The following is a 21,040-nucleotide window of genomic DNA, read 5'->3' as shown; positions in this document are numbered from 1 at the left end:
CCCCGGCTGACCGATCCGAACCCATCAGATCCACAAGGCACCCGAAACCATGGCTACAGCCGCAGCCCATGCCGAGGCCCACGAGGTCCACGACCACAAGCCGTCGTTCTTTGCCCGGTGGTTCCTGTCGACGAACCACAAGGACATCGGCACCCTCTATCTGCTGTTCGCCTTCTGCGCCGGCATGATCGGCGCGTTCCTCTCCTTCGGCATCCGGATGGAGATGGAGCAGCCCGGGCTGCAGTATTTCTCGAACCCCGCGACCTACAACGTGTTCGTCACTGGCCACGGCCTCATCATGGTGTTCTTCATGGTGATGCCGGCCCTGATCGGCGGCTTCGGCAACTGGTTCGTCCCGCTCATGATCGGCGCGCCCGACATGGCGTTCCCGCGGATGAACAACATCTCCTTCTGGCTGACGGTGGCCGGCTTCTGCTCGCTGCTCTGCTCGCTGTTCGTCGAGGGCGCCCCGGGCGCCTCCGGCGCCGGCACCGGCTGGACCGTCTACCCGCCGCTCTCGACCGCCGGCCATCCCGGCCCGGCCGTGGACTTCGCGATCTTCGCCCTGCACCTCTCGGGTGCCGGCTCGATCCTGGGGGCGATCAACTTCATCACCACGATCCTGAACATGCGCGCCCCGGGGATGACGCTGCACAAGATGCCGCTCTTCGCCTGGGCCGAGTTGGTGACCGCGTTCCTGCTGCTGCTGTCGCTGCCGGTGCTCGCCGGCGCCATCACGATGCTACTCACGGACCGCAACTTCGGCACGACCTTCTTCGACCCGGCCGGCGGCGGCGACCCGATCCTGTACCAGCACCTGTTCTGGTTCTTCGGTCACCCCGAAGTCTACATCATGATCCTGCCGGCCTTCGGCATCGTCTCGCACATCATCGCCACCTTCTCGCGCAAGCCGGTCTTCGGCTACCTCGCGATGGCCTACGCCATGGTGGCGATCGGCGTCGTCGGCTTCGTCGTGTGGGCCCACCACATGTACACGGTCGGCCTCTCGCTGCAGACGCAGTCCTACTTCGTGTTCGCCACGATGGTGATCGCGGTGCCCACCGGCGTGAAGATCTTCTCGTGGATCGCCACCATGTGGGGCGGATCGATCCGCTTCACCGCGGCCATGCACTGGGCGGTGGGCTTCATCTTCCTGTTCACGGTCGGCGGCGTGACCGGCGTCGTGCTCGCGAACTCGGCGGTCGATAAGTACCTGCACGACACCTACTATGTGGTGGCGCATTTCCACTACGTGCTGTCGCTCGGCGCGGTGTTCATTATCTTCGCCGGCGTCTATTACTGGTTCCCGAAGATGACCGGCCGCATCATCCCGGAATGGGCCGGCAAGCTGCACTTCTGGCTGGCCTTCATCGGCGCGAACGTCCTGTTCTTCCCGATGCACTTCCTCGGCCTCGCCGGCATGCCGCGGCGTTACGCCGACTACCCGGACGCCTTCGCGGGCTGGCACAAGGTCTCGACCTACGGCGGCCACATCTTCGGCCTGGGCATGTTCGTGTTCGTGATCGGCGTGGTCCTCGCCTTCCGCTCCAAGGAGCGGGCTGCGGACAATCCCTGGGGCGAAGGCGCAACCACCCTGGAATGGACGCTGCCCTCCCCGCCCCCGTTCCACCAGTTCGAGACGCTGCCCCGCATCGTCGACGAGCCGGGCGCGCATTGATCGATATCCGCGAGGGCCGCATCCGCGGCCCTCGCCCTTCCCCGGAGGCCGGTCGCCGACCTCCCGGCAAGGGCGAGCGCTGAGGGCGAATCGCAGGGGCCGAGGGCCCCGCTCGCGCCCAACCTTGAAACACGTCGATCTCCAATTTCGACCCGGCCGTGACGCGCGCGGCCGGGCACCGACACAACAGCAGCAGACGCGATGACGAGCCTGACGAACACCATCGGACGGGACGGTCCGGCCCCGGCCCTCTCGGCCGCCGGCGGGGACGTGCCGGACTATTTCGCCCTGCTCAAGCCGCGGGTGATGATCCTCGTCATCTTCACCGCGCTGGTCGGCATGGTCGTCTCGCAGGGCCACGTGCAGCCGGCGATCGGCGCGATCTCGCTCCTCGCCATCGCGGTGGGTGCGGGCGCCTCCGGGTGCCTGAACATGTGGTGGGACGCCGATATCGACGCCGTGATGAGCCGCACCGCCACGCGGCCGATCCCGGCGGGCCGGATCTCCTCCGAGGAGGCCCTGGGCTTCGGGCTGTTCCTCTCGGTGGCCTCGGTCCTGGTGCTCGGCCTCGCGGCGAACGTCCTGGCCGCCGGGCTCCTGGCCTTCACCATCGTGTTCTACGCGGTGGTCTACTCGATGTGGCTGAAGCGGGCGACCGCCCAGAACATCGTCATCGGCGGCGCGGCGGGCGCCCTCCCCCCGGTGATCGGGCAGGCGGTGGTCACCGGCTCGGTGGGGATCGAATCCCTGGTCCTGTTCGCCATCATCTTCATCTGGACCCCGCCGCATTTCTGGGCGCTGGCCCTGATCAAGGCCGAGGAATACGCCCGCGCCGGCATCCCGATGATGCCGAACGTCGCCGGCCCGGCCTCAACCCGCCGGCAGATCGTATGGTACTCGCTGGTGCTGGCACCCCTGGGGCTGGCCCCGGTGGCACTGGGCTTCGGCGGTTTGATCTACGGGGTGATCGGGGTCGTGGGCGGCCTCGGCATGATCGCCTTCAGCATCCGCGTCCTGCGCAACACCGCAGGCGAGGCCGAGAAGCGTGCCGCCCTGGGCATGTTCGGCTTCTCGATCCTGTACCTGTTCGCGCTGTTCTCGGCACTTCTGGCGGAGCAGAGCTTCCACCTGTTCTACCCGGTCCTGGGCTGAGCGCCATGCCGGATCCCGAGATCCAGTACCGCCCCCTCACCCCCGAGGAGGAGGCGCGCCGCCGGAAGCGCTCGGTGGCGATCGCGCTGGCCCTCGGCGCCTGGGTTCTGCTGTTCTTCGTCCTGACGATCGTGAAGCTCGGACCGCAGATCCTGAGTCGCCCGCTCTGAGGAGACCGCTGTGACTGGACCCCGTTCGGAGGTCGGAAAAGGCGCGCGGCGCACCGCCATCGCCTGCGCCGGTCTGGCGGTCGGCATGGTCGGCCTCGCCTTCGCGTCGGTGCCGCTCTACGACGCCTTCTGCAAGGCGACCGGCTACGACGGCACGCCCCGCCAGGGTCCGGCGCTGGCCGCCTCCGCGGCCCGGGCCGACGACAGCATGGTGGTCCATTTCGACACCAACGTCGCGCCGGGCCTGCCCTGGAAGTTCGCCCCGGAGGCGAATCGCGTCGAGGCCAAGCTCGGCGAGACCAAGACGGTGTTCTTCCGGGTGCAGAACACCGGCCTCAAGCCGACGACCGGGGTCGCGACCTTCAACGTCCAGCCCGGTCTGATGGGCGGCTACTTCGTGAAGATCGCCTGTTTCTGCTTCAACGAGCAGACGCTCCAGCCCGGCGAAACCCTCGACGTGCCGGTGGTGTTCTATGTGGATCCGGCGGTGCGCGACGATTCGAACACCGCGCATCTGTCGGAGATGACGCTCTCCTACACCTACTTCGCGGCCAAGAACGGCCAGCCGGTCACGGCGGCGGTGGCCAATTCGGCGCCGACGGGGGCGAAGCGGGATTTCTGATCGCGGGCGCGTGACAACACGGGCCTGCACCGACTAAACGTGCGGACAAGCTTGGGCGAGGTCCGTGCCGCGCCCGGCCAAGAGCAAACAGCCAGCAGCGTGCGGCCGGAAGCCGGGAACGGCACAGGGCGCGCGGGTGAGGAGCGACGGGACGATGGCCGAGGCGCACGCCAAGAATCACGACTTTCACATCCTGAGCCCGAGTCCCTGGCCGCTGATCGGGGCGTTCTCGGGCTTCCTGATGGCCTTCGGCGCCGTATTCTGGATGAAGAGCCTCCAGATCGGCACCCTGACCCCGGGCCCCTACATCTTCGGCGCCGGGGCGCTCGGCGTCCTCTACACCATGTTCTCCTGGTGGAAGGACGTGGCGCACGAGGCCAATTCGGGCGACCACACCCGCGTCGTCCAGCTCCATCACCGCTATGGCATGATGATGTTCATCGCCTCGGAGGTGATGTTCTTCGTGGCGTGGTTCTGGGCCTATTTCGAGGCCGCGCTCTACACCGCCGACCCGATCCAAGCGTCGCGGGTGGAATTCACGGGCGGCGTCTGGCCGCCCAAGGGCATCGAGGCGTTCGACCCCTGGCACCTGCCGCTCCTCAACACCCTGATCCTGCTGACCTCGGGCACCACCGTGACCTGGGCGCACCACGCGATGCTGGAGGGTGACCGCAAGGGGCTGAAATACGGCCTGTGGCTGACCATCATCCTCGGCGCGCTGTTCACCGCCTGCCAGGCCTACGAGTACAGCCATGCCGAGTTCGCCTTCGCGGGCAGCATCTACTCGTCGACCTTCTTCATGGCGACGGGCTTCCACGGTGCCCACGTGATCATCGGCACGATCTTCCTGGCGGTGTGCCTGTTCCGGGCCTATGCGGGGCAGTTCACCCCGCGCCAGCACCTCGGCTTCGAGTTCGCCGCCTGGTACTGGCACTTCGTCGACGTGGTCTGGCTGTTCCTGTTCGCCGCCATCTACGTGTGGGGCTCGGGCGTCTTCCACGGCGCCGCCCACTGAGAGGCCCCTCCCGTTGCATGGCGGACCTGCGAAGGGCGGCTCCGGCCGCCCTTTTTCGTGTCCCGGTTCCGCGAATCCCCATATCGAGGGCGACGACCCGGACGCGGCGCGGTCGCGGCCCCTCGGATCGGTCTGGAGTGTGCCCGTGGACCAACGCACCTATTCGCCGCCGCCGCCGATCCCCACGGGCCTGCGGGGCCGTTGCCCGCGCTGCGGCGAGGGACACCTGTTCAAGGGGTTCCTGACCCTGCGCCCGTCCTGCGAGGCCTGCGGGCTCGACTACGCGAAGTTCGATTCGGCCGACGGTCCGGCCTTCTTCGTGATGTCGATCGTCGGCCTCATCGTGGTCGGCCTCGCCCTGTGGCTGGAGATCACCTACGAACCACCGATCTGGGTCCACGCCCTGGTCGCCACGACGCTGTCGGTCGGTCTCAGCCTGATCCTGGTCCGGCCGCTCAAGGGCATGCTGATCGCCCTGCAGTTCAGCAACAAGGCCGAGCAGGGGCGCTTCGAGCTGTGAGCGCGGCGGCGTCCCGGGGCCCGTGGCGCGACCTGATCGCGCCCGGTCTCGCATCCCTGATCGCCCTGGCGATCCTCCTGAGTCTCGGCACCTGGCAGATCGAACGCCGGGCCTGGAAGGAGGATCTCATCGCCCGGATCGTGCGGCAGACGCGGGCCGAACCGGTGGCGCCCCCCGTACCGGCCGCCTGGGATCCCGCCCGCGACGAGTTCCGCCACGTGCAGGTCTCCGGCCACTTCCTCAACGACCGGGAGACCCTGGTCCACGGCCTCGCCGCAGGCGAGACGCCGGGCCGGGCCCTCCAGGGGTATTACGTGCTGACGCCCTTCGAGCGGGCGGACGGCGGCATGGTGCTGATCAATCGCGGCTTCGTGCCGACCGAGTTGAAGGCGCAATCCGACCGGCGGGACGACCTGATCGAGGGCCCGACGACGGTCACCGGCATTCTGCGCGCCAGCGAGCCCCGCGGGCTGTTCGTCCCGGAGGCAGACCCCGCCCGCGGCGAGTGGTTCAACCGCGATGTTGCCGGCATCGCCGCCGCCCGCGGCGTCCCGGAGGTTGCACCTTACCTGATCGAGGCCGACGCGGTGCCGAATCAGACCTCCTGGCCGCGCGGCGGGCAGTTGCGGGTCGACCTGCCCAACAACCACCTGCAATACGCGTTCACGTGGTTCGGTCTCGCCGCGTGCCTGATCGGGGTCTTCTCGGTCTTCGCGTGGCGGCGCCTGCACGAGACCGATACGCCGCGGGCCGCTTAGCGGTCTCGTCTCGGGCAGGGGAACGGCGCCGCACCGTTCCCGAGATTCGCGTCGCCGTCCCCCCATCGGCTGCCGGTTGTCGGCTCCGAGACAAATCTGGTCTGATCGCCGTTCTGCGAAGAAGAACGTCGCCGCCGGCGCACTCAAAACAGCAACCTGTTCCTTTGACCCGCGCAGCCGGGGCTGAAATATTTTCGGTTGTCTTGAGCGGTCGGCCGATTTTTTGAATTGTGTATTCAGTTCACGGCGATCGACCAAAGGTGACGCCGCACGTCGTGCCGCGCAGGCCAGGGAGCGCCGGATGACCAGCTATCAGAGTGCAGACGCAGAGCGCGAGCCGATCCGCTTCGCCTATTGGGTGCCAAACGTCTCGGGGGGCCTGGTGATCAGCAAGATCCCGCAGCGGACGAGTTGGGAAGCCGCGTATAACCGAACGCTGGCGCAGATCGCCGAGAAGGCCGGTTTCGACTACGCCCTGACGCAGATCCGCTTCACCGCCGGATACGGCGCCGAGTATCAGCACGAATCGGTGGCGTTCAGCCATGCGCTGCTGGCGGCGACCACGACGCTCAAGGTCATCGCCGCGATCCTGCCCGGCCCCTGGAACCCGACGCTCGCGGCCAAGCAGATCGCCACGATCGCCCAGCTCACCGAGGGTCGCGTCGCGGTCAACATCGTGTCGGGCTGGTTCTCGGGTGAGTTCCGCGCCATCGGCGAGCCCTGGCTCGATCACGACGAGCGTTACCGCCGCTCGGAGGAGTTCATCCGCAGCCTGCGCGGGATCTGGACGCAGGACAACTTCACCTTCCGAGGCGATTTCTATCGCTATAGCGACTATACGTTGAAGCCGAAGCCGCCACAGCCGCGTCCGGAGATCTTCCAGGGCGGTTCCTCGCGGGCGGCGCGCGACATGGCGGCCCGCGTCTCCGACTGGTACTTCACCAACGGCAACACGCCGGACAATATCCGCATCCAGGTCGAGGATATCCGAGCCAAGGCGGCGCAGAGCGGCAACAGCCCGCGGATCGGCGTCAACGCCTTCGTCATCGCCCGGGACACCGAAGAGGAAGCCCGCGCCGTCCTCCGGGAGATCATCGATCACGCCGACCCGGACGCCGTGAAGGCCTTCGGCCACGAGGTCAAGAACGCCGGCAAGGCCTCACCCGAGGGCGAGGGCAATTGGGCGAAATCCAGCTTCGAGGATCTCGTTCAGTACAATGACGGCTTCCGGAGCAACCTGATCGGCACGCCCGACCAGATCGCCGAGCGGATCCTGGATCTCAAGGATGCCGGGGCCGACCTCGCCCTCCTGGGCTTCCTGCATTTCCAGGAGGAGGTGGCGTATTTCGGTGCGCACGTGATCCCGCGGGTCCGCGCCCTGGAGGCCGCCCGGGCCCGGCGCGCGGAGGCGGCATGACCGATCCGCGACGCGTTCCCCTGCCCGCCCGGAGTGAGCCATGACTATCGCCGTCGACGCACGAACCCTCGAACCGCACGGCGCCCGCGGCGCGCCCGGCCCGGTGCGGCCGCCCGCCCCGGCCCATGTGATCCGTGGCGAGACCGAGGCGCTCGCCGTCGCGCGGGGCCTGGCGGAAGAATTCCGTCGGGGCGCCTCGGAGCGCGACCGCGGCGCCGTGCGGCCGCTGGCCGAACTCGACGCCTTCTCGCAAAGCGGGCTGTGGTCGATCAACGTGCCGCGCGCCCATGGCGGCCCCGAACTGTCCTACCGGACGCTGGCGCAGGTGATCGCGATCATTGCGGCGGCCGATCCCGCCATCGCGCAGATCGCGCAGAACCATCTCGGCATCGTGGCGGCGATCCGGACCGTCTCGGACGACGCGCAGCAGCGGCTGCTGTTCAGCGAGATCCTGCGCGGAACGCGATTCGGCAACGCGTTCTCGGAGCGGGGAACCAAGCGGGCGGCCGATTTCGACACCCGCTTCACCGATCACGGCGACCACGTCGTGGTCCGCGGCCAGAAATTCTACGCGACCGGCGCGCTCCTCGCCCACCGCGTTCCAATCGTCGCCCTCGATGAGGAAGGCCGCGCCTGGTACGCCATCGCCGCGCGGGATGCGCCGGGCCTGACCGTGATCGACAATTGGTCGAGCTTCGGCCAGCGCGGCACAGCGAGCGGCACCGTGCTGATCGAGGACGTGCGCGTGCCCAAGACGCATCTGGTGCCCGCCTGGAAGGGCTACGCGGCACCGGCCGCCGACGGTGCGGTATTCCAGATCATCCAGGCGGCCGTGGATGCGGGGATCGGCCGGGAGGCTCTGGACGACACGATCCGCTTCGTCCGCGACAAGGCGCGGCCCTGGGTCGACAGCGGTTTGGAGCGCGCCGCCGACGATCCCTACACGATCCACGCGGTTGGCGACCTGACCATCCGCCAGCATGCCGCCGAGGCGCTGCTGGACCGGGCCGGTCTGCTCCTCGACGTGGCGGTGGCGCGGCCGGACGCGGAGACCGTCGCGGCGGCCCAGCTCGCCGTGGCCGAGGCGAAGGTGCTGACTACCGAAGTCGCCCTGGCGGCCTCCAACAAGCTGTTCGAGCTCTCGGGCACGCGCTCGACCTTGGCGGCCGAGAACCTGGACCGGCACTGGCGCAACGCCCGGACGCATACGTTGCACGACCCGGTCCGGTGGAAATACGCCATCGTCGGCAATCACGCCCTGAACGGCGTCGCCCCGCCGCTGCACGCCTGGAGCTGACGGGGGGCGTTCAGAGCACCGGCAATCCGTGGCCCTTGGCCTCCTCGCCGGGCTCGACATGGATCGTCACCACCGCCCCGGGAATGGTCGTGCCCAGGGCGGTCTCGAGTCGGTCGCAGATCGCGTGGGATTCCTCGACGGTCATGGCGCCGGGGACCACGAGGTGGAAATCGATGAAGGTGGCCTGGCCGGCGGCGCGCGTGCGCACGTCGTGTGCCTCCAGGGCCCCTTCCCCATGCTGGGAGATCAGCGCCCGGATCTGGGTCACCATCTCGTGCGGGGCCGCCCGATCCATGAGGCCATCCACCGATTCGCGCACCATGCGGAACCCGGACCACAGGATGTTGAGCGCGACCAGGCCGGCCACGAGGGGGTCGAGAACCGGATATCCCGTGATTGCCACGGCGCCGACGCCGATCAGGACGCCGCAGGACGTCACGACGTCGGAGAAGACATGGCGCGCGTCGGCGATCAGGGCGGGCGAACGCCACCGCCGGCCCCAGCGCATCAGGGCCACGGCCCAGGCCGCGTTGATGATCCCGGCCCCGAAATTGATCGCCACACCCACGGCCGGCGCGTCCAGGGGCTGGGGGGCGAGCAGCCCATAGAAGGATTCGCGCAAGATCATGAGCGCGGCCACGGCAATCAAGGCGCCTTCGATGACCGCTGAGAAGAACTCGGCCTTGTGGTGTCCGTAGGGGTGGTCCTCGTCCGCGGGGCGAGCCGCGACCCGCAGGGCCACGAAGGCGCCGATCGCCGCCACGACGTTGATGATGCTCTCCAGCGCGTCCGAGTACAGCGCCAGGCTGCCGGTGAGCCACGCGGCGTAGAATTTCAGGGCCGTGACGGCGAGGCCGATGCCGGCGCTGAGGAGTGCGGCTTTCTGGGTGCGGTCCATGGGCAGTGCCGATCAGGGGTCGGCGCGCCCATACGGCATGAAGCTGGCCCCAGGCCACGGCAAAGGTTCAACGCTGTCGAAAGGATCTTAGCCTGGGCTAAGAACCGACTTGGAACCCTCGGTTATCGGGCGCGGGCTCTCTACACGTTGCAGTACCGCCACCCCTCGAAAGGGCTTCCGCGTGTCGCCCAGGATGGCGAGGGCCACACTGTTCGGGACGATGCCTAAGACGGGTTCGTCCCCGATTCCGGACTGCGCTCGGCCTCGCGCTGGCGGCTGGGCGCCGCCTTGGCACGGGCCGCCTCCGCCTTGCGCAGGAACCGGCGGCGCTGCCAGGCGAAGCGCGCGGCGGCCGCCAGGGCTTCGAGGCGCAGGGCCTCGCGCTCCCAGTAGCCGAGAAGTTGCCCATCGAGGGTCACCCGCCGGGGGCGGTCGGGGGCTGCCATGACCCTAATCCCGCGGTGCGGGCGGCTCGCTTGTCTCGGACACGACCAGCGCCTCCGGATCCCCGCGGAAGCTGCCGGCGCCGGTATCCGGCACCGGCATGGACGGGCTGCCGAAGGGCTGGCTCGGATAGGCCTCCTCGAACTTCGCCCGGGCCTCGTCCGGACCCGCAGCTTTCAGGACGATCTCCGGCTTCCCCGGCAGGGGCCAGCGTGGATCGGCGTCGTCGCGGGGTCGCACGGCGTACCAGGGCATCGGCGGGGCGTCTCGCATCTCAGATGACGCGGAAACGGGCCCGCTCGGCTGCGGTTCCGCGGTTGAAACCGCGTGCGGTTCAGTGCAGGCAGCCCGCGATGCGCGTGGACCTGTTCGATTTCGACCTGCCGGAGACCAGCATCGCCCTGCGCCCGGCCGAGCCGCGCGATGCCGGGCGACTTCTGGTGGTGCGGCCGGGTGCGCCGCCGGACGACCGGACCGTCCGCGACCTCCCCGGCACCCTGCGGGCCGGCGACGCCCTGGTCTTCAACGACACCCGGGTGATCCCGGCGCGGCTTCACGGATTGCGCACCCGGCCGGGCGCCCCCGGGCAGCGCACCGAGGCGATGCTGCATCTGCGCGAAGGGCCGGCGCGCTGGCGCGCCTTCGCCCGCCCGGCCAACCGGCTCGCCGCCGGCGACACGCTGCGCTTCGGCGACCTGACCGCAACGGTTGCCGGAAAGGGCGAGGCCGGTGAGGTGGTGCTCGACTTCGACCGGGCGGGCGCCGCCCTCGACGCCGCCATCGCGGCCGAGGGCGCCCTGCCGCTGCCGCCCTACATCGCCGGCAAGCGCGCCACCGATGCGCGGGACGTGACCGACTATCAGACGGTCTACGCCCGGAGCCCAGGCGCGGTCGCGGCCCCCACGGCCGGGCTGCATTTCTCCGAGGCGCTGCTCGCGGATCTCGACGCGGCCGGGCTGCAGCGCAACCACGTCACCCTGCATGTCGGCGCGGGCACCTTCCTGCCGGTCAAGGCCGAGGATACGGCGGACCACCGCATGCACGCGGAGGTCGGCTATCTGGACGCGGCCACCGCCGAGGCGCTCAACGCCGTCCGGGCGGCCGGCGGCCGGATCGTCGCGGTAGGGACCACGGCCCTGCGCCTGCTGGAGAGCGCCGCGGCACCGGACGGACGGCTCTCGGCCTATTCCGGCGCCACCGACATCTTCATCACCCCGGGCTACCGGTTCCGGGCGGTGGATGCCCTGGTGACGAACTTCCACCTGCCACGCTCGACGCTGTTCATGCTGGTCTCGGCCTTCTCGGGCCTGGAGACGATGCGCGCGGCCTACGCGCACGCGATCCGATCGGGCTACCGCTTCTACTCCTACGGCGACGCCAGCCTGCTCTTCACCGGCCCGCGCGCGGATCTGCCATGACCGACCCTGCCCCCTTCGGCTTCACCCTGCTGGCGCAGGACGGCGCGGCTCGCACCGGCGCGATCACGACGCCGCGTGGACAGATCCGGACCCCAGCCTTCATGCCGGTGGGCACGGCCGCAACCGTCAAGGCGATGTATCCCGGGCAGGTCAGCGACCTCGGCGCCGACGTCGTGCTCGGCAACACCTATCACCTGATGCTGCGCCCCGGCCCGGAGCGCATGGCCCGCCTCGGAGGCCTGCACCGCTTCATGAATTGGGACCGGCCGATCCTGACCGATTCCGGCGGCTTCCAGGTGATGTCGCTGTCCGCTTTGCGGAAGATCGACGAGCAGGGCGTGACCTTCCGCTCGCATATCGACGGCACCGCCCACCACATGAGCCCGGAACGCTCCATCGAGATCCAGGGACTGCTCGGCTCCGACATCCAGATGCAGCTCGACGAATGCGTGCGCCTGCCGGCCGAGCACGGGGCGATCGAGAAGGCCATGCACCTGTCCCTGCGCTGGGCCGAGCGGTGCCGCGTCGCCTTCGGCGAGCAGCCCGGCCGGGCCCTGTTCGGCATCGTGCAGGGCGGTGACGTCCCGGCCCTGCGGGTTGAGAGCGCCCGGGCACTCACCGACCTCGACCTGAAGGGCTACGCGGTCGGCGGCCTCGCGGTGGGCGAGCCGCAGGCGGTGATGTTTTCCATGATCGAGGTTGTCGAGCCGCACCTGCCGCAGGCCAAGCCCCGCTACCTGATGGGCGTCGGCACGCCCGACGACATCCTCGGCGCGGTCGCCCGCGGCATCGACATGTTCGATTGCGTGATGCCGACCCGCGCCGGCCGCCACGGCCTCGCCTATACGCGCCACGGCCGGGTCAACCTGCGTAACGCCCGCCATGCCGAAGATACGGCGCCCCTCGACGAGGCCTCGGCCTGCCCGGCGACGCGGGACTATTCCCGGGCCTATCTGCATCATCTGGTCCGGTCGAACGAGATCCTGGGGATGATGCTGCTGACCTGGAACAACCTCGCCTACTACCAGGACCTGATGGCAGGCGCCCGGGCGGCGATCCGGGCGGGAACCTTCGCGGATTACTGCAGCGGTACCCGCGAGGGCTGGGCACGGGCCGAGCGGGCCGCCGCGTGATACCGCCTCACGGGTGGGCCAGCACCCGATAGACCCCCGCCGGGTCCTCCGCACCGGTCGCGGCCGCGGCCTTCAGATCCGTAACGATCCGGGCCGCCACCGGCAGGCGGTAATGCAGCGCGTCCCAGTAGTTCGCGTCCCGGGTCGTGAGTGGTGAGGCGATCCGGAAATCCACCACCGTCGCGCCATGCGCGGTTCCGATCGTAGCGACCCGGGCCTTGCAGGCGGCCTCGCGCCGGCCCGCCGCCGTCAATGGGGCCCCCTGCGCGACCGCGTGGACCGGCATGAAGACCAGGAGCTTCAGCGCCTGCGCGGGCACGCCGCCCAGGAACCGGTCGAGGCGATCGAGCGCTGGCATGGGCGCGTCCGGCGGATCGGCGGGTGCGGCCGGATCGGCGGCGCCGGCTCGGATATGGGCCCGGGCACGCTCGGCATCGTAGCGATCCTCCGGCGGGGTGAAGACCGCGTAGCCGTCCGACCGGATTCGGGGGCGGGCCAGCCCGAAACGCGCGAGCCCGACCTGGGCCGCCGCCGTGACGGACCGCAGGTTGACCTGCCGCAACACGCCCCACGGCGCCCCCTCCGCGTAGAGCCAGTCCGGAAACGCGTTCGCGGTGCGGGCGGGGGGATCGGCCGCGCACCAGGTCGCGTCGAGCCCGAACAGGATCGCGCGCACCGGCCGCCGCGCCAGGAACAGCGCGGCCAGGTGGAGCTGCTCGTCCGGGGTGGCGGCGTTCATGGCTAGGTTGGCGAACCGCGCGCCGAAGGCCCTGTCGAGGGCGTCCGGATCGAGCAGCCGGGCTGTCGAGGTGCCGAAGACCGCCGCGTCGAAGGCGCCGCCGCGGGCGATCTGCGGGTAGGCCAGACGCTGATTGGCATCCATGATCGGGCCGGGTGGGTGGCCCGGCGCCGCGCGCAATCCGTAGGGATCGAGCATCGCCACGGACGCGATCACCGACACGCCGAGGAACGCCGCGATGGCGATGACGCTGCGGGCAAAGCGCGACCAAGCCGCGGCGTAGCCCGCTTCGTCCTGACGGTGTTCCGGCGATCGCGATGCCATGGATGGCATTCTTACCCGTCCGGCACGTCGCCGCCGAGGTCCATGCGTTCCGAGGCCCATGCGTTCCGAGGCCCATGCGTTCGACGTCGCGCGCCGGCGGTATCGCCCCGACAGGCCGTGAGCGGCCTTCGGACGATCCGCCGGTCGCTACCCGCCGACGCTGACCGCCACGGACATGTCCAGGAATGCGTCCGCCGGTCCGAGGTAGCTTCCCACCAGGGGCATGGCCAGCCGGATGTCGCGGGCCACGGCCACCGGGATCAGATTGGCACCGCCGACGCTCCGGTTCGTCGGATCAAAGGTGATCCAACCCGCGCCCGGCAGGAAGATCTCCGCCCAGGCATGCGTGGCCCCGGAATCCGCCGAGCCCAGCAGAATCCGCGACGGGTCGTGGAGGTAGCCCGAGACGACCCGGGCCCCGAAGCCGAGGCTGCGCACCGCCTCGACGAGGAGCGTCGCGAGATCCCGGCAGGAGCCCATCCGGAGGGACAGGGTCTGGCTCGGGGACTGCGTGCCCTCATCCTCGCGAACCTGATAGGCGATGGCATTCCCGACGCCGGCGTTCAGGTCCTTGAGCAGCGATAGCGTGTCGGTCGGGTAGGAGGCCACGAAGCCCTGCGCCCAGTCCCGCAGGCTCGGAGCGCCGTCCGGATATTGCAGGATCGTCAGCGCCCCGAGATCCGTCCACTCGTCGTCGGTGTAGCGGAAGGGGAACGTGATCGCCGAGGCGGCGATGGCGAAGACCGGGTAGGCGGCGGCGGACAGCACCACCCGGGACAGGCACTCCACCGCGAGGCTGTCCGCCTCGGAGCTGAACGTCGCCGTCGCGACGGCATTGCCGGCGACATCCTGAGCCCAGGTGACGGCGGCATCCGGCGACAGGGTGACGGTACTCGACAGCACGCGCAGCTCGTGGCTCTCCCGGGGCCGCATCATCAGCCGGTGCGGCCCGAGGGTAACCGGCTGGCGATAGCGGTATGTGGTCCGGTGCCTGATGCTGATCTCGACCAACGGACCATCCCGAATCTGGCGCTGCCGAGGCTGGGTGTCCCGACCGCCTGCGGTCAGCTTAGCACGGCGCCGACCATAGGCTGACATCTCTATAGAGCAGTCGTCGCATGTTGAAGATGCACGTCAAACCTGGCGGGTGCGACAAATCTATTTTGTCTTGGGCGCAACCGCATTGCCCCTCGCACGCGTTGAAGTCAGTGAACCATTTTAATCCGGGCGCTGCGCCCCACGCCCTCGTCGTCGATGACGACGCCCTGATCCTGATGGAGGCGACCAGCATCCTGGAGGATGCGGGCTTCCAGGTGCTGGAGGCGATGAATGTCGCCCAGGCGCTGAAGGTGCTGGATCGGCACCACGGTGCAGTGCAGTTGCTGTTCACCGATGTCCAGATGCCGGGGGAGGCAGACGGCTTCGACCTAGCACGGGTCACCGCGGAGCGGTGGCCGCACATCGCGGTGGTCGTCGCTTCGGGTCGGCTGAAGCCTGGACCGGGGGACCTGCCCAAGGGCGCGACGTTCATCGGTAAACCATTCAGTCCCGAGATCGTCCGGCGCCATGTGCGCGAGACGATGCCGGACGAGAAGCATCCCGACCAGCTCAGGAAGTCGTAGGCGCGGTGCCACGAGTGTCGGGCTGTGTTGGTGGGCCGGAAGCCGGGTTCAGGGCTATCTTTGTGTGCCTCGACGGTGCAGACTATCGAGACTACCGGAACGGTTGACCCAGGCTCCGGTGGCTGAGGGCCCGTGCCCCCGCCTGTGATGGACAGGCGCGCGTGGCAGACCTCATCAAGTTCCCCGCCAAGCCCCGGTCGCGGCATGCACGCCGGATCTATCAGGTGCATCGGTTCGCCCCGAGCGGCAGCGTGCTCACGACCTGCATCATCACGGCCCGCAACGACGGTGACGCCGAGCGTCAGGCGGTCGGATTGGTCGAGGGGCATCGTGCCGAACTGTGGGCGAGCGATCGCCTCGTCGCGGTGTACGGCGCCCTTGATAATCCGATCGCGAACTCGATTCGGCTGCTCGGAGACGAGCCGACGATCCGACCCTGAGGGCGGCACCGTTCCGCCTGCGACTTTTCCCTCCAGGAGCGAGACCATGGCGACCGAAAAGAAGCGCGGAAACCGCGAGACCAAGAAGCCGAAGGCCCCCGTGCCGAAAACCAACGCGGCGGCCCCGTCGACCAAGGGCACCGTCGCAGGAGCCATGAAGACGGCCGGACGAGGCTGAATCGAGCGGCCGGTCGACCCCATCGGGGGGACCGGCCGCGGGGATGCCGGAGACACCCTGCGGACACGGTTGGGACTGCGCGGTGAAACTGCGGTCCGCCATGATGCCCCTGAACACCGCGTCAGAGGGCTCTGGCGAGACCTGCCTCCAGGGCGAGCGCGCTGGCCGTCTGCTGCGAGAGACGGACGCCGGTCGGCTCGACATCCGCGTCAGCTTTCACGGCACGGCGCACGACGGCGAGCGCATCGGCCTCGGATGTCGTGATCGCGGCGTAGAACATCACCAGACGCCCGGACAGTTCCGCATCGTCCGGACGCGAGACCTTGAGGATGTAGGCCGTCTGGTTGGGCTCGATGATCGCGACATCGGGGGCGGGTGAATCGGCCGTCGACATAGTTGGGTCCTAGATGCTCAGACGCTTCGTGTTCGCGGCGACATGTTCGCGGTAGCGCGCGATGACGGTCTCAGGCGATCCGCCGAACATGAGGGTGGCCATGGCCTCCGCCGCGGCGTCGACCTTTTCCGCGATCATCGACTGCGCCTCGGCCAACCCCTCGCGGCCGCCCCAGGCGAGACGGACCAGCCGCAATTCGATCACGCGCTGCGACTCGATCGCGAGCATCAGGGATGACAGGAAAGGATTGTACACAGCAGGCTCCTCGCCGCAGCACGCACGGTCACGATCAAACGTGGCTGGATCTTCGAACGATCCGACTTGCAAATGCATAGCAGCCCCGCCCTCCTGATCGAACCGCTAAGGAACGATCTCGGGTCCTGCCTGCGTCGATCGTTGGGATCATGCGTGCAGCGTGGTGCCAATCCGACAAACGGCGTCGCCTCAGCGCGTCGTTTCTTCCGGCCGCCGCGGCGACCGTCCTTGGCGAGGATGGTCCTCGCACAGCTTCGTCGCTTCGCAGGTCGTCACCGGGCGGAGGCAGTCTGTGTCCCGGTCAAGCCCTCATCAGGAGGCGCGGACGAGTTCGCCTTCCCGCGCGGCCCGTTCGCCGAGGTCGGACCGGATCCGGTAGGTCGGCTCGCCCGAGCGGTCATCCGGCGTGAGCCGGACCACTTCGAAGAGACCGTCGACGACGCTCTTGTTGCCGGAGTAGCTGAGACCGAGCTGCCGGACGTGCTGGCCGACCTTGAACTTGTGAGACATGTGCCGTCCTCCAGGGAAGCGCTTCGAGGGGTTGGAACGGCCTATCGGCGGGTTCTGGCCTTGCGAGCCGCAAAGCGTGCATCGCGCGCAGCCTTCTGTTCGGCGGCCTGGGCTGCCTGCCGCTCGGCCGTCTCGGCCTCTTGGCGAATGAGTTCGGCCGCGGCGCGCTCGCTCTCCGCCAGGATTTCGGCTTCACGCCGGGCTTCGTCGGCGGCACGGGCGGTTTCCCGCTCGGCGTTCCGCACATCGCGCGCCTCGACCACGGCTTGCCGGGCGGCCTGCTGCGCGAGGACCGCCGGATCATCGGCGGCCGGACGTGCCCGGAACCGTTCGAGCGTGGCCTGTCGCGCCTTGGCGACAGCCTCGATGCGATCAACGAGCTGACTTGTCTTGTATTGGCCCACGAAGTCTCCTCATGCACACCGGAACTCTGATCCGGCGGCCGAAAATAGATGAAGCCGTTCCGGGGGGAACGGCTTCGCAACTCGTTCCGAAGGACGAGTGAGGCTCAAGCGGCCTGGAGGCTGCCGGCCGACTGCTTCCCGCTGCGACGGTCGGTCTCCATCTCGTAGGAAACCTTCTGCCCCTCGGTCAGACCCTGCATGCCGGCGCGCTCGACGGCGGAGATGTGAACGAACACGTCCTTGCCGCCGTCATCCGGCTGAATGAAGCCGAAGCCCTTGGTGTCGTTGAACCACTTGACGGTGCCGATGCTCATAGGTGTTCCATATCATTATAGGCAAACAAAGAGGTCGAGCGCACGCATCGCACGCGCTCGGTCGCTGGTCGTCGAAAATGGGAGAGATGCAGTGCGCTCGCCCTGTTCAGGCGATGCGGCCGAATATCTGGCCAACAGTCGATTTCTTACCTGTACGCCATCACAGCGACAATAACAACCGCACAATGCGAACGGGCGACATTTGGCGAGTCGCGACGCAGCCATCATCGTTGCGCTCCAGAAGCTGCGTGCCGAATGAGAGGTTTCTGAAAACCTTGCGCCGGGCGGCCGCCGCGTCCTGCAAAACGACCGTGTCGGTCGTTACGACCGGTCCTTGAGCCGGCACCGGCCGCCAGACAGCCTCGCCACGACTTCAAAGATCAGCACCCCGTCCCGCCTCCGGGGCCCGGTCCGATACGGGCGATCAGATCCCGACGCTGGCCGCACCAGCCGCAGCGGCTTGTTCGACGGAGGCGCCGCCGCGCAACGCCATGGCGATGGCGGTCGACATGGTATCGATCGCCAACGCACGATCCTGACCGTAATCGTAGGAGCTGTTGTTGCCGGAACTCAGCCGCGCATAGTAGCTGTCGGGAAAGCGTTTATCAATCCGAGATTTCAGCATCCGCGCGGCGGCGTTGTAGTCATCTTCGAAATTCCTGGCCTTGGTCGAATAATCGCCCTCGAAGCGACCGGCTTCGCGCTGCTTCGCCATCACGCCGGCTTGGCGCGCCCTGGTCTGGGCGAGAAAGAAGCCGATGATCTTGCCGATCAGCCACCGAATCACGGGCATTGACACCTCCTACAGTTTCGGCGGGACAACGCGTCAGGACGGGATTGGCAACGCGGGTGCGCTGCGGCGTCATCCCGACCTCCGCTCCCGGTTCGGCACCCGTCCAAATCGAGTGGCCGATCGGCCTGTCTATTGTGATGACCCGAGTTGCTCGGCCGATTCGCGCGGTACATAAAAACCGTCATGCCCGGAAATGTCGGCCAGGACTTGCGTATATCCTTTTGCTTCCATCAACGCACGAATCGGCTCCGCGTTTCCGGCATGCTGTTCGATGGTCAGAAAATTGATCTTGTATCGATCAAATGCAAAGTCTGCAATAATATCTAGCTCGCCGCCTTCGACGTCGATAGACATCAAATCGATGATGTTCGGCGCGCCATTCTGTGTCAGCATATCCGTCAATGTGACGGTTTCGACCGTATGTATCCGCGCGACGTCCCGGTCCTTGGAGTCGTGACCCGCAATGCGGGACTCCGTTTTATGTTCGTCGTCTTTGTACTCTAAGAGCTGTATCTGAGCTTTGGTTTCGCGCCAGACGCACCGCTTCTCGATCAAGCATTTCCGATTTTGGGCCAGTTGCGCATGCCAAGTCGGCATGGGTTCAGCGACGATGCCGGCCCAACCGAACTCCTTCTCGAGCAACGCCGTATTGCTCAGGAACAATCCGTCACACGCTCCGAACTCGACAAAAAAGCCGTTTTGTTTCGCTCGATTGTAAAGCAGCCCGAATATATCTTGGTAAAACTGCCCGCTTGACTTCTCAACCAGGTCCAAGACTTTGCCAATTTGCGCCGCATTGGCTAAGTTTATGCAGTTCGATGAAAGTTTTGCGATCTTAAACAAACGCTCACGCTGCGCAATAAGCTGCCGCACAGAGAAGGCATGAAATTCTGCCACTCTTTCTAATTCAAAAATCCTATTGTTATCGATATTCATGCTCTTATGACCCTCAAGAAACGAAATCTATTGCGGCGGTGAGTGATCATATTTATGTCGCGCTGGCCCATCATCTGCGTCAGGACATATCCATGCCGATCACTGTACTGCACGGCCTCCGTAGCCTTGAGAGGGCTTCACACGCAATACGGACTTCACGGCCGCAGGCTGTCGCTGTGCGTCCCCGCTTCGGATCGTGCCCCTGATGCTCGACTCCAACACCCGACGAACAAGGCAAACCGCCGCCTGTTCGGAGCAGCACGCCCTGACTGTCAGACCGGGGACGATAGCCTGCGGGATCGAACGCGCAGCATGCGGGTGAACGATCGGCCGCTGCGGGGCGCTACCGCCTACGGTCCCGGCGCGTCCCGGTAGCGTCTGGGACTATCCATTCACCGGTTGGACCCGCAGGGATCATGGTCTGGATTGATTCATGCGCCCGGGCCCGACTGCCGATCTCGGGGGCTTTGAGCGCGCGGGCAGCCGCGCACGGTTATGAGCGGGTCGAGCCCTGGCGTTTTGGCAGAGGACGGCCATCGTTCGCAGAGATCGGTCGCGTCATATCTGACGTGCTTAGGTCTGCGCGGTCGACCACCGCACGCGTTTCGAAGACGGCAACAAGCATCAAGCTGCTCGCGATGCGACACCGCGGCGTAAACCCGTCACCGGTCCGACAATAGGCCAGGAGGATGGTAAATCTCGGGAAAGATTGGTCGGAGTGGCAGGATTTGAACCTGCGACCCCCACGTCCCGAACGTGGTGCGCTACCAGACTGCGCTACACTCCGAAGGCCGTCCCGCATCTCTGTCGAGGCCGGCGAGCGGGCTTATAGCCGTGCCTTCGGCGCGCCGCAAGCGCGGTCTCGCCGCTTTCAGCCGAGACGGTCCGGCCAGTCTGCGGGCAGCGTGTGATGGCGGATCGTCGCGCCGACCGCGCGCACCGCCACGGTGGCGGCATAGAGGGGGCCTGCCTCGACCGACGCCAGCGTCCAGGGGTCGCCCCCGCGCAGCAGGCGGGGCGGCGTTGGCGGCAGGGTGACGCTGAAGCGGTCGAGGGGGGCGGACAGGCCCGTGCCCAAGGCCTTCACCACGGCTTCCTTGCGCGTCCACAGCCCGAAGAACGCCGGCCCGATCATCTCGGGCGGCAGGGCCGCGAGGGCGCCGGCTTCGTCCGCCGCGAAATGCGCCCGCGCGATCCGCAGGGCGTCCGGGATCGGCCGGAGCCCCTCGATATCGACGCCGATCGCGGCCGCGTCGCAGAGGCCGACGAGCGCCCGGGAGCCGGAATGCGACAGGTTGAAATCGGCGCCGCCCCCGGCCGGACTGATCAGCTCCGGCTTGCCGCCCGGTCTGGCGATCAGGCGGATCTGGGAGGGCGCGCATCCCCGCGCTTGAGCCAGGATCAGCCGGAGCGCGGCGTGGCTCGCGATGAAGCGCGCCCGGTCCGCCGGCCGCAGGAATCGTTCGGCGCGGTCCTGCTCCGGTCGATCGAGGACGTGCGCGCATCGCGCGAGCCGGTTCGGCGACAGGGCGAGGTCAACGAGCCACACGTCCGCCGCGCTCAAGCGACGCCTCGCGACGGATGTCGGCCCGGGCTAGGGTCTAGGGAA

At 67.8% G+C, this 21,040-nt stretch carries 27 protein-coding genes and 1 tRNA gene; 14 read left to right on the top strand and 14 right to left on the bottom strand.

Annotation, left to right across the window (positions count from 1 at the left end; genetic code table 11):
• The first annotated feature begins 49 nt into the window (after positions 1-49).
• From ctaD to MKK69_RS01855, 9 genes are all read left to right on the top strand, one after another.
• Complete coding sequence (gene ctaD, locus MKK69_RS01895) at positions 50-1,678, top strand: cytochrome c oxidase subunit I (protein ID WP_243965008.1); 1,629 nt, start codon at positions 50-52, stop codon at positions 1,676-1,678.
• 201 nt (positions 1,679-1,879) lie between these two features.
• On the top strand, positions 1,880-2,830 hold the full coding sequence (locus MKK69_RS01890; protein ID WP_243965004.1) for a heme o synthase: 951 nt from the start codon (positions 1,880-1,882) through the stop codon (positions 2,828-2,830).
• A 5-nt stretch (positions 2,831-2,835) separates the two neighbouring features.
• On the top strand, positions 2,836-3,000 hold the full coding sequence (locus MKK69_RS01885) for a hypothetical protein (protein WP_243965001.1): 165 nt from the start codon (positions 2,836-2,838) through the stop codon (positions 2,998-3,000).
• A 10-nt stretch (positions 3,001-3,010) separates the two neighbouring features.
• The gene (locus MKK69_RS01880) at positions 3,011-3,622 is read left to right on the top strand and encodes a cytochrome c oxidase assembly protein (protein ID WP_243964999.1); all 612 of its coding nucleotides are present in this window, start codon (positions 3,011-3,013) and stop codon (positions 3,620-3,622) included.
• A gap of 154 nt (positions 3,623-3,776) precedes the next feature.
• Positions 3,777-4,637 (top strand): cytochrome c oxidase subunit 3, encoded by an 861-nt coding sequence (locus MKK69_RS01875; protein ID WP_243964998.1) that lies wholly within the window; start codon positions 3,777-3,779, stop codon positions 4,635-4,637.
• A gap of 145 nt (positions 4,638-4,782) precedes the next feature.
• Positions 4,783-5,157 carry a DUF983 domain-containing protein gene (locus MKK69_RS01870; protein WP_243964997.1) on the top strand — a complete coding sequence of 125 codons (375 nt, stop codon included), beginning with the start codon at positions 4,783-4,785 and terminating at the stop codon, positions 5,155-5,157.
• Positions 5,154-5,915 carry an SURF1 family protein gene (locus MKK69_RS01865; protein ID WP_243964994.1) on the top strand — a complete coding sequence of 254 codons (762 nt, stop codon included), beginning with the start codon at positions 5,154-5,156 and terminating at the stop codon, positions 5,913-5,915. The genes MKK69_RS01870 and MKK69_RS01865 overlap by 4 nt, the downstream gene beginning before the upstream one ends.
• A 301-nt stretch (positions 5,916-6,216) precedes the next feature.
• A complete protein-coding gene (sfnG, locus tag MKK69_RS01860; protein ID WP_243964992.1) occupies positions 6,217-7,332 on the top strand; it encodes a dimethylsulfone monooxygenase SfnG in 1,116 nt (371 codons plus the stop codon).
• A 40-nt stretch (positions 7,333-7,372) separates the two neighbouring features.
• On the top strand, positions 7,373-8,629 hold the full coding sequence (locus tag MKK69_RS01855; RefSeq protein ID WP_243964991.1) for an SfnB family sulfur acquisition oxidoreductase: 1,257 nt from the start codon (positions 7,373-7,375) through the stop codon (positions 8,627-8,629).
• Between the two features lie 10 nt (positions 8,630-8,639).
• Here the strand turns inward: MKK69_RS01855 and MKK69_RS01850 are convergent, their stop codons facing one another.
• From MKK69_RS01850 to MKK69_RS01840, 3 genes are all read right to left on the bottom strand, one after another.
• The gene (locus tag MKK69_RS01850; RefSeq protein WP_243964990.1) at positions 8,640-9,527 is read right to left on the bottom strand and encodes a cation diffusion facilitator family transporter; all 888 of its coding nucleotides are present in this window, start codon (positions 9,525-9,527) and stop codon (positions 8,640-8,642) included.
• A gap of 224 nt (positions 9,528-9,751) precedes the next feature.
• A complete protein-coding gene (locus MKK69_RS01845; protein ID WP_243964989.1) occupies positions 9,752-9,973 on the bottom strand; it encodes a hypothetical protein in 222 nt (73 codons plus the stop codon).
• A gap of 4 nt (positions 9,974-9,977) precedes the next feature.
• Positions 9,978-10,226, bottom strand: a complete 249-nt coding sequence (locus MKK69_RS01840; RefSeq protein ID WP_243964988.1) for a hypothetical protein — start codon at positions 10,224-10,226, stop codon at positions 9,978-9,980.
• Between the two features lie 98 nt (positions 10,227-10,324).
• Between MKK69_RS01840 and queA the strand changes: the two genes are divergently transcribed.
• Positions 10,325-11,389: a tRNA preQ1(34) S-adenosylmethionine ribosyltransferase-isomerase QueA gene (queA, locus tag MKK69_RS01835; protein ID WP_243964987.1), complete on the top strand. Its 1,065-nt coding sequence runs from the start codon at positions 10,325-10,327 to the stop codon at positions 11,387-11,389.
• A complete protein-coding gene (tgt, locus tag MKK69_RS01830; RefSeq protein WP_243964986.1) occupies positions 11,386-12,522 on the top strand; it encodes a tRNA guanosine(34) transglycosylase Tgt in 1,137 nt (378 codons plus the stop codon). The genes queA and tgt overlap by 4 nt, the downstream gene beginning before the upstream one ends.
• Positions 12,523-12,529: 7 nt before the next feature.
• Here tgt and MKK69_RS01825 read toward each other — a convergent pair whose 3' ends face one another.
• Both MKK69_RS01825 and MKK69_RS01820 read right to left on the bottom strand, forming a co-directional pair.
• Positions 12,530-13,585, bottom strand: a complete 1,056-nt coding sequence (locus tag MKK69_RS01825) for a hypothetical protein (RefSeq protein WP_243964985.1) — start codon at positions 13,583-13,585, stop codon at positions 12,530-12,532.
• 147 nt (positions 13,586-13,732) lie between these two features.
• Positions 13,733-14,596: a transglutaminase family protein gene (locus MKK69_RS01820; RefSeq protein ID WP_243964984.1), complete on the bottom strand. Its 864-nt coding sequence runs from the start codon at positions 14,594-14,596 to the stop codon at positions 13,733-13,735.
• A gap of 197 nt (positions 14,597-14,793) precedes the next feature.
• Here MKK69_RS01820 and MKK69_RS01815 point away from each other — a divergent pair, with 197 nt between their 5' ends.
• The 3 genes from MKK69_RS01815 (at position 14,794) to MKK69_RS30900 (ending at position 15,825) form a co-directional block, all read left to right on the top strand.
• Positions 14,794-15,207, top strand: a complete 414-nt coding sequence (locus MKK69_RS01815) for a response regulator (protein ID WP_313900816.1) — start codon at positions 14,794-14,796, stop codon at positions 15,205-15,207.
• 161 nt (positions 15,208-15,368) lie between these two features.
• Entirely contained in the window at positions 15,369-15,647 is a 279-nt protein-coding gene (locus MKK69_RS01810; protein ID WP_243964983.1) for a hypothetical protein, read from the top strand.
• A 46-nt stretch (positions 15,648-15,693) separates the two neighbouring features.
• Positions 15,694-15,825, top strand: coding sequence for a hypothetical protein (locus MKK69_RS30900; RefSeq protein WP_279598123.1), 132 nt, complete (start codon positions 15,694-15,696; stop codon positions 15,823-15,825).
• Positions 15,826-15,946: 121 nt separating this feature from the next.
• Here MKK69_RS30900 and MKK69_RS01805 read toward each other — a convergent pair whose 3' ends face one another.
• From MKK69_RS01805 to MKK69_RS01765, 9 genes are all read right to left on the bottom strand, one after another.
• Complete coding sequence (locus MKK69_RS01805; protein ID WP_243964982.1) at positions 15,947-16,219, bottom strand: hypothetical protein; 273 nt, start codon at positions 16,217-16,219, stop codon at positions 15,947-15,949.
• 9 nt (positions 16,220-16,228) lie between these two features.
• Positions 16,229-16,474: a hypothetical protein gene (locus MKK69_RS01800; protein WP_243965058.1), complete on the bottom strand. Its 246-nt coding sequence runs from the start codon at positions 16,472-16,474 to the stop codon at positions 16,229-16,231.
• Between the two features lie 312 nt (positions 16,475-16,786).
• Positions 16,787-16,984, bottom strand: a complete 198-nt coding sequence (locus MKK69_RS01795) for a hypothetical protein (protein ID WP_243964981.1) — start codon at positions 16,982-16,984, stop codon at positions 16,787-16,789.
• Between the two features lie 41 nt (positions 16,985-17,025).
• Positions 17,026-17,388, bottom strand: coding sequence for a DUF6481 family protein (locus tag MKK69_RS01790; RefSeq protein WP_243964980.1), 363 nt, complete (start codon positions 17,386-17,388; stop codon positions 17,026-17,028).
• A 104-nt stretch (positions 17,389-17,492) separates the two neighbouring features.
• The gene (locus MKK69_RS01785; RefSeq protein WP_243964979.1) at positions 17,493-17,702 is read right to left on the bottom strand and encodes a cold-shock protein; all 210 of its coding nucleotides are present in this window, start codon (positions 17,700-17,702) and stop codon (positions 17,493-17,495) included.
• A gap of 424 nt (positions 17,703-18,126) precedes the next feature.
• Entirely contained in the window at positions 18,127-18,495 is a 369-nt protein-coding gene (locus tag MKK69_RS01780) for a hypothetical protein (RefSeq protein WP_243964978.1), read from the bottom strand.
• A 129-nt stretch (positions 18,496-18,624) separates the two neighbouring features.
• On the bottom strand, positions 18,625-19,431 hold the full coding sequence (locus MKK69_RS01775) for an FkbM family methyltransferase (RefSeq protein ID WP_243964977.1): 807 nt from the start codon (positions 19,429-19,431) through the stop codon (positions 18,625-18,627).
• Positions 19,432-20,141: 710 nt separating this feature from the next.
• Positions 20,142-20,218: transfer RNA gene (locus tag MKK69_RS01770), tRNA-Pro, on the bottom strand.
• A gap of 84 nt (positions 20,219-20,302) precedes the next feature.
• Positions 20,303-20,995 (bottom strand): 4'-phosphopantetheinyl transferase family protein, encoded by a 693-nt coding sequence (locus MKK69_RS01765; protein WP_243964975.1) that lies wholly within the window; start codon positions 20,993-20,995, stop codon positions 20,303-20,305.
• Positions 20,996-21,040 lie beyond the last annotated feature (45 nt).

This window comes from Methylobacterium sp. J-026 (genome assembly GCF_022829585.1).
Classification (GTDB): Bacteria; Pseudomonadota; Alphaproteobacteria; order Rhizobiales; family Beijerinckiaceae; genus Methylobacterium.
Note: the sequence above shows the minus strand (reverse complement) of the source record. Positions and strands in the feature narration are given on the sequence as shown.

Coding starts and splice junctions, on each gene's coding strand:
- ctaD (WP_243965008.1), top strand. CDS start 50: ATGGCTACAGCCGCAGCCCATGCCGAGGCCCACGAGGTCCACGACCAC.
- MKK69_RS01890 (WP_243965004.1), top strand. CDS start 1,880: ATGACGAGCCTGACGAACACCATCGGACGGGACGGTCCGGCCCCGGCC.
- MKK69_RS01885 (WP_243965001.1), top strand. CDS start 2,836: ATGCCGGATCCCGAGATCCAGTACCGCCCCCTCACCCCCGAGGAGGAG.
- MKK69_RS01875 (WP_243964998.1), top strand. CDS start 3,777: ATGGCCGAGGCGCACGCCAAGAATCACGACTTTCACATCCTGAGCCCG.
- sfnG (WP_243964992.1), top strand. CDS start 6,217: ATGACCAGCTATCAGAGTGCAGACGCAGAGCGCGAGCCGATCCGCTTC.
- MKK69_RS01855 (WP_243964991.1), top strand. CDS start 7,373: ATGACTATCGCCGTCGACGCACGAACCCTCGAACCGCACGGCGCCCGC.
- MKK69_RS01850 (WP_243964990.1), bottom strand. CDS start 9,527: ATGGACCGCACCCAGAAAGCCGCACTCCTCAGCGCCGGCATCGGCCTC.
- MKK69_RS01845 (WP_243964989.1), bottom strand. CDS start 9,973: ATGGCAGCCCCCGACCGCCCCCGGCGGGTGACCCTCGATGGGCAACTT.
- MKK69_RS01840 (WP_243964988.1), bottom strand. CDS start 10,226: ATGCCCTGGTACGCCGTGCGACCCCGCGACGACGCCGATCCACGCTGG.
- queA (WP_243964987.1), top strand. CDS start 10,325: ATGCGCGTGGACCTGTTCGATTTCGACCTGCCGGAGACCAGCATCGCC.
- tgt (WP_243964986.1), top strand. CDS start 11,386: ATGACCGACCCTGCCCCCTTCGGCTTCACCCTGCTGGCGCAGGACGGC.
- MKK69_RS01825 (WP_243964985.1), bottom strand. CDS start 13,585: ATGGCATCGCGATCGCCGGAACACCGTCAGGACGAAGCGGGCTACGCC.
- MKK69_RS30900 (WP_279598123.1), top strand. CDS start 15,694: ATGGCGACCGAAAAGAAGCGCGGAAACCGCGAGACCAAGAAGCCGAAG.
- MKK69_RS01805 (WP_243964982.1), bottom strand. CDS start 16,219: ATGTCGACGGCCGATTCACCCGCCCCCGATGTCGCGATCATCGAGCCC.
- MKK69_RS01795 (WP_243964981.1), bottom strand. CDS start 16,984: ATGTCTCACAAGTTCAAGGTCGGCCAGCACGTCCGGCAGCTCGGTCTC.
- MKK69_RS01785 (WP_243964979.1), bottom strand. CDS start 17,702: ATGAGCATCGGCACCGTCAAGTGGTTCAACGACACCAAGGGCTTCGGC.
- MKK69_RS01780 (WP_243964978.1), bottom strand. CDS start 18,495: ATGCCCGTGATTCGGTGGCTGATCGGCAAGATCATCGGCTTCTTTCTC.
- MKK69_RS01775 (WP_243964977.1), bottom strand. CDS start 19,431: ATGAATATCGATAACAATAGGATTTTTGAATTAGAAAGAGTGGCAGAA.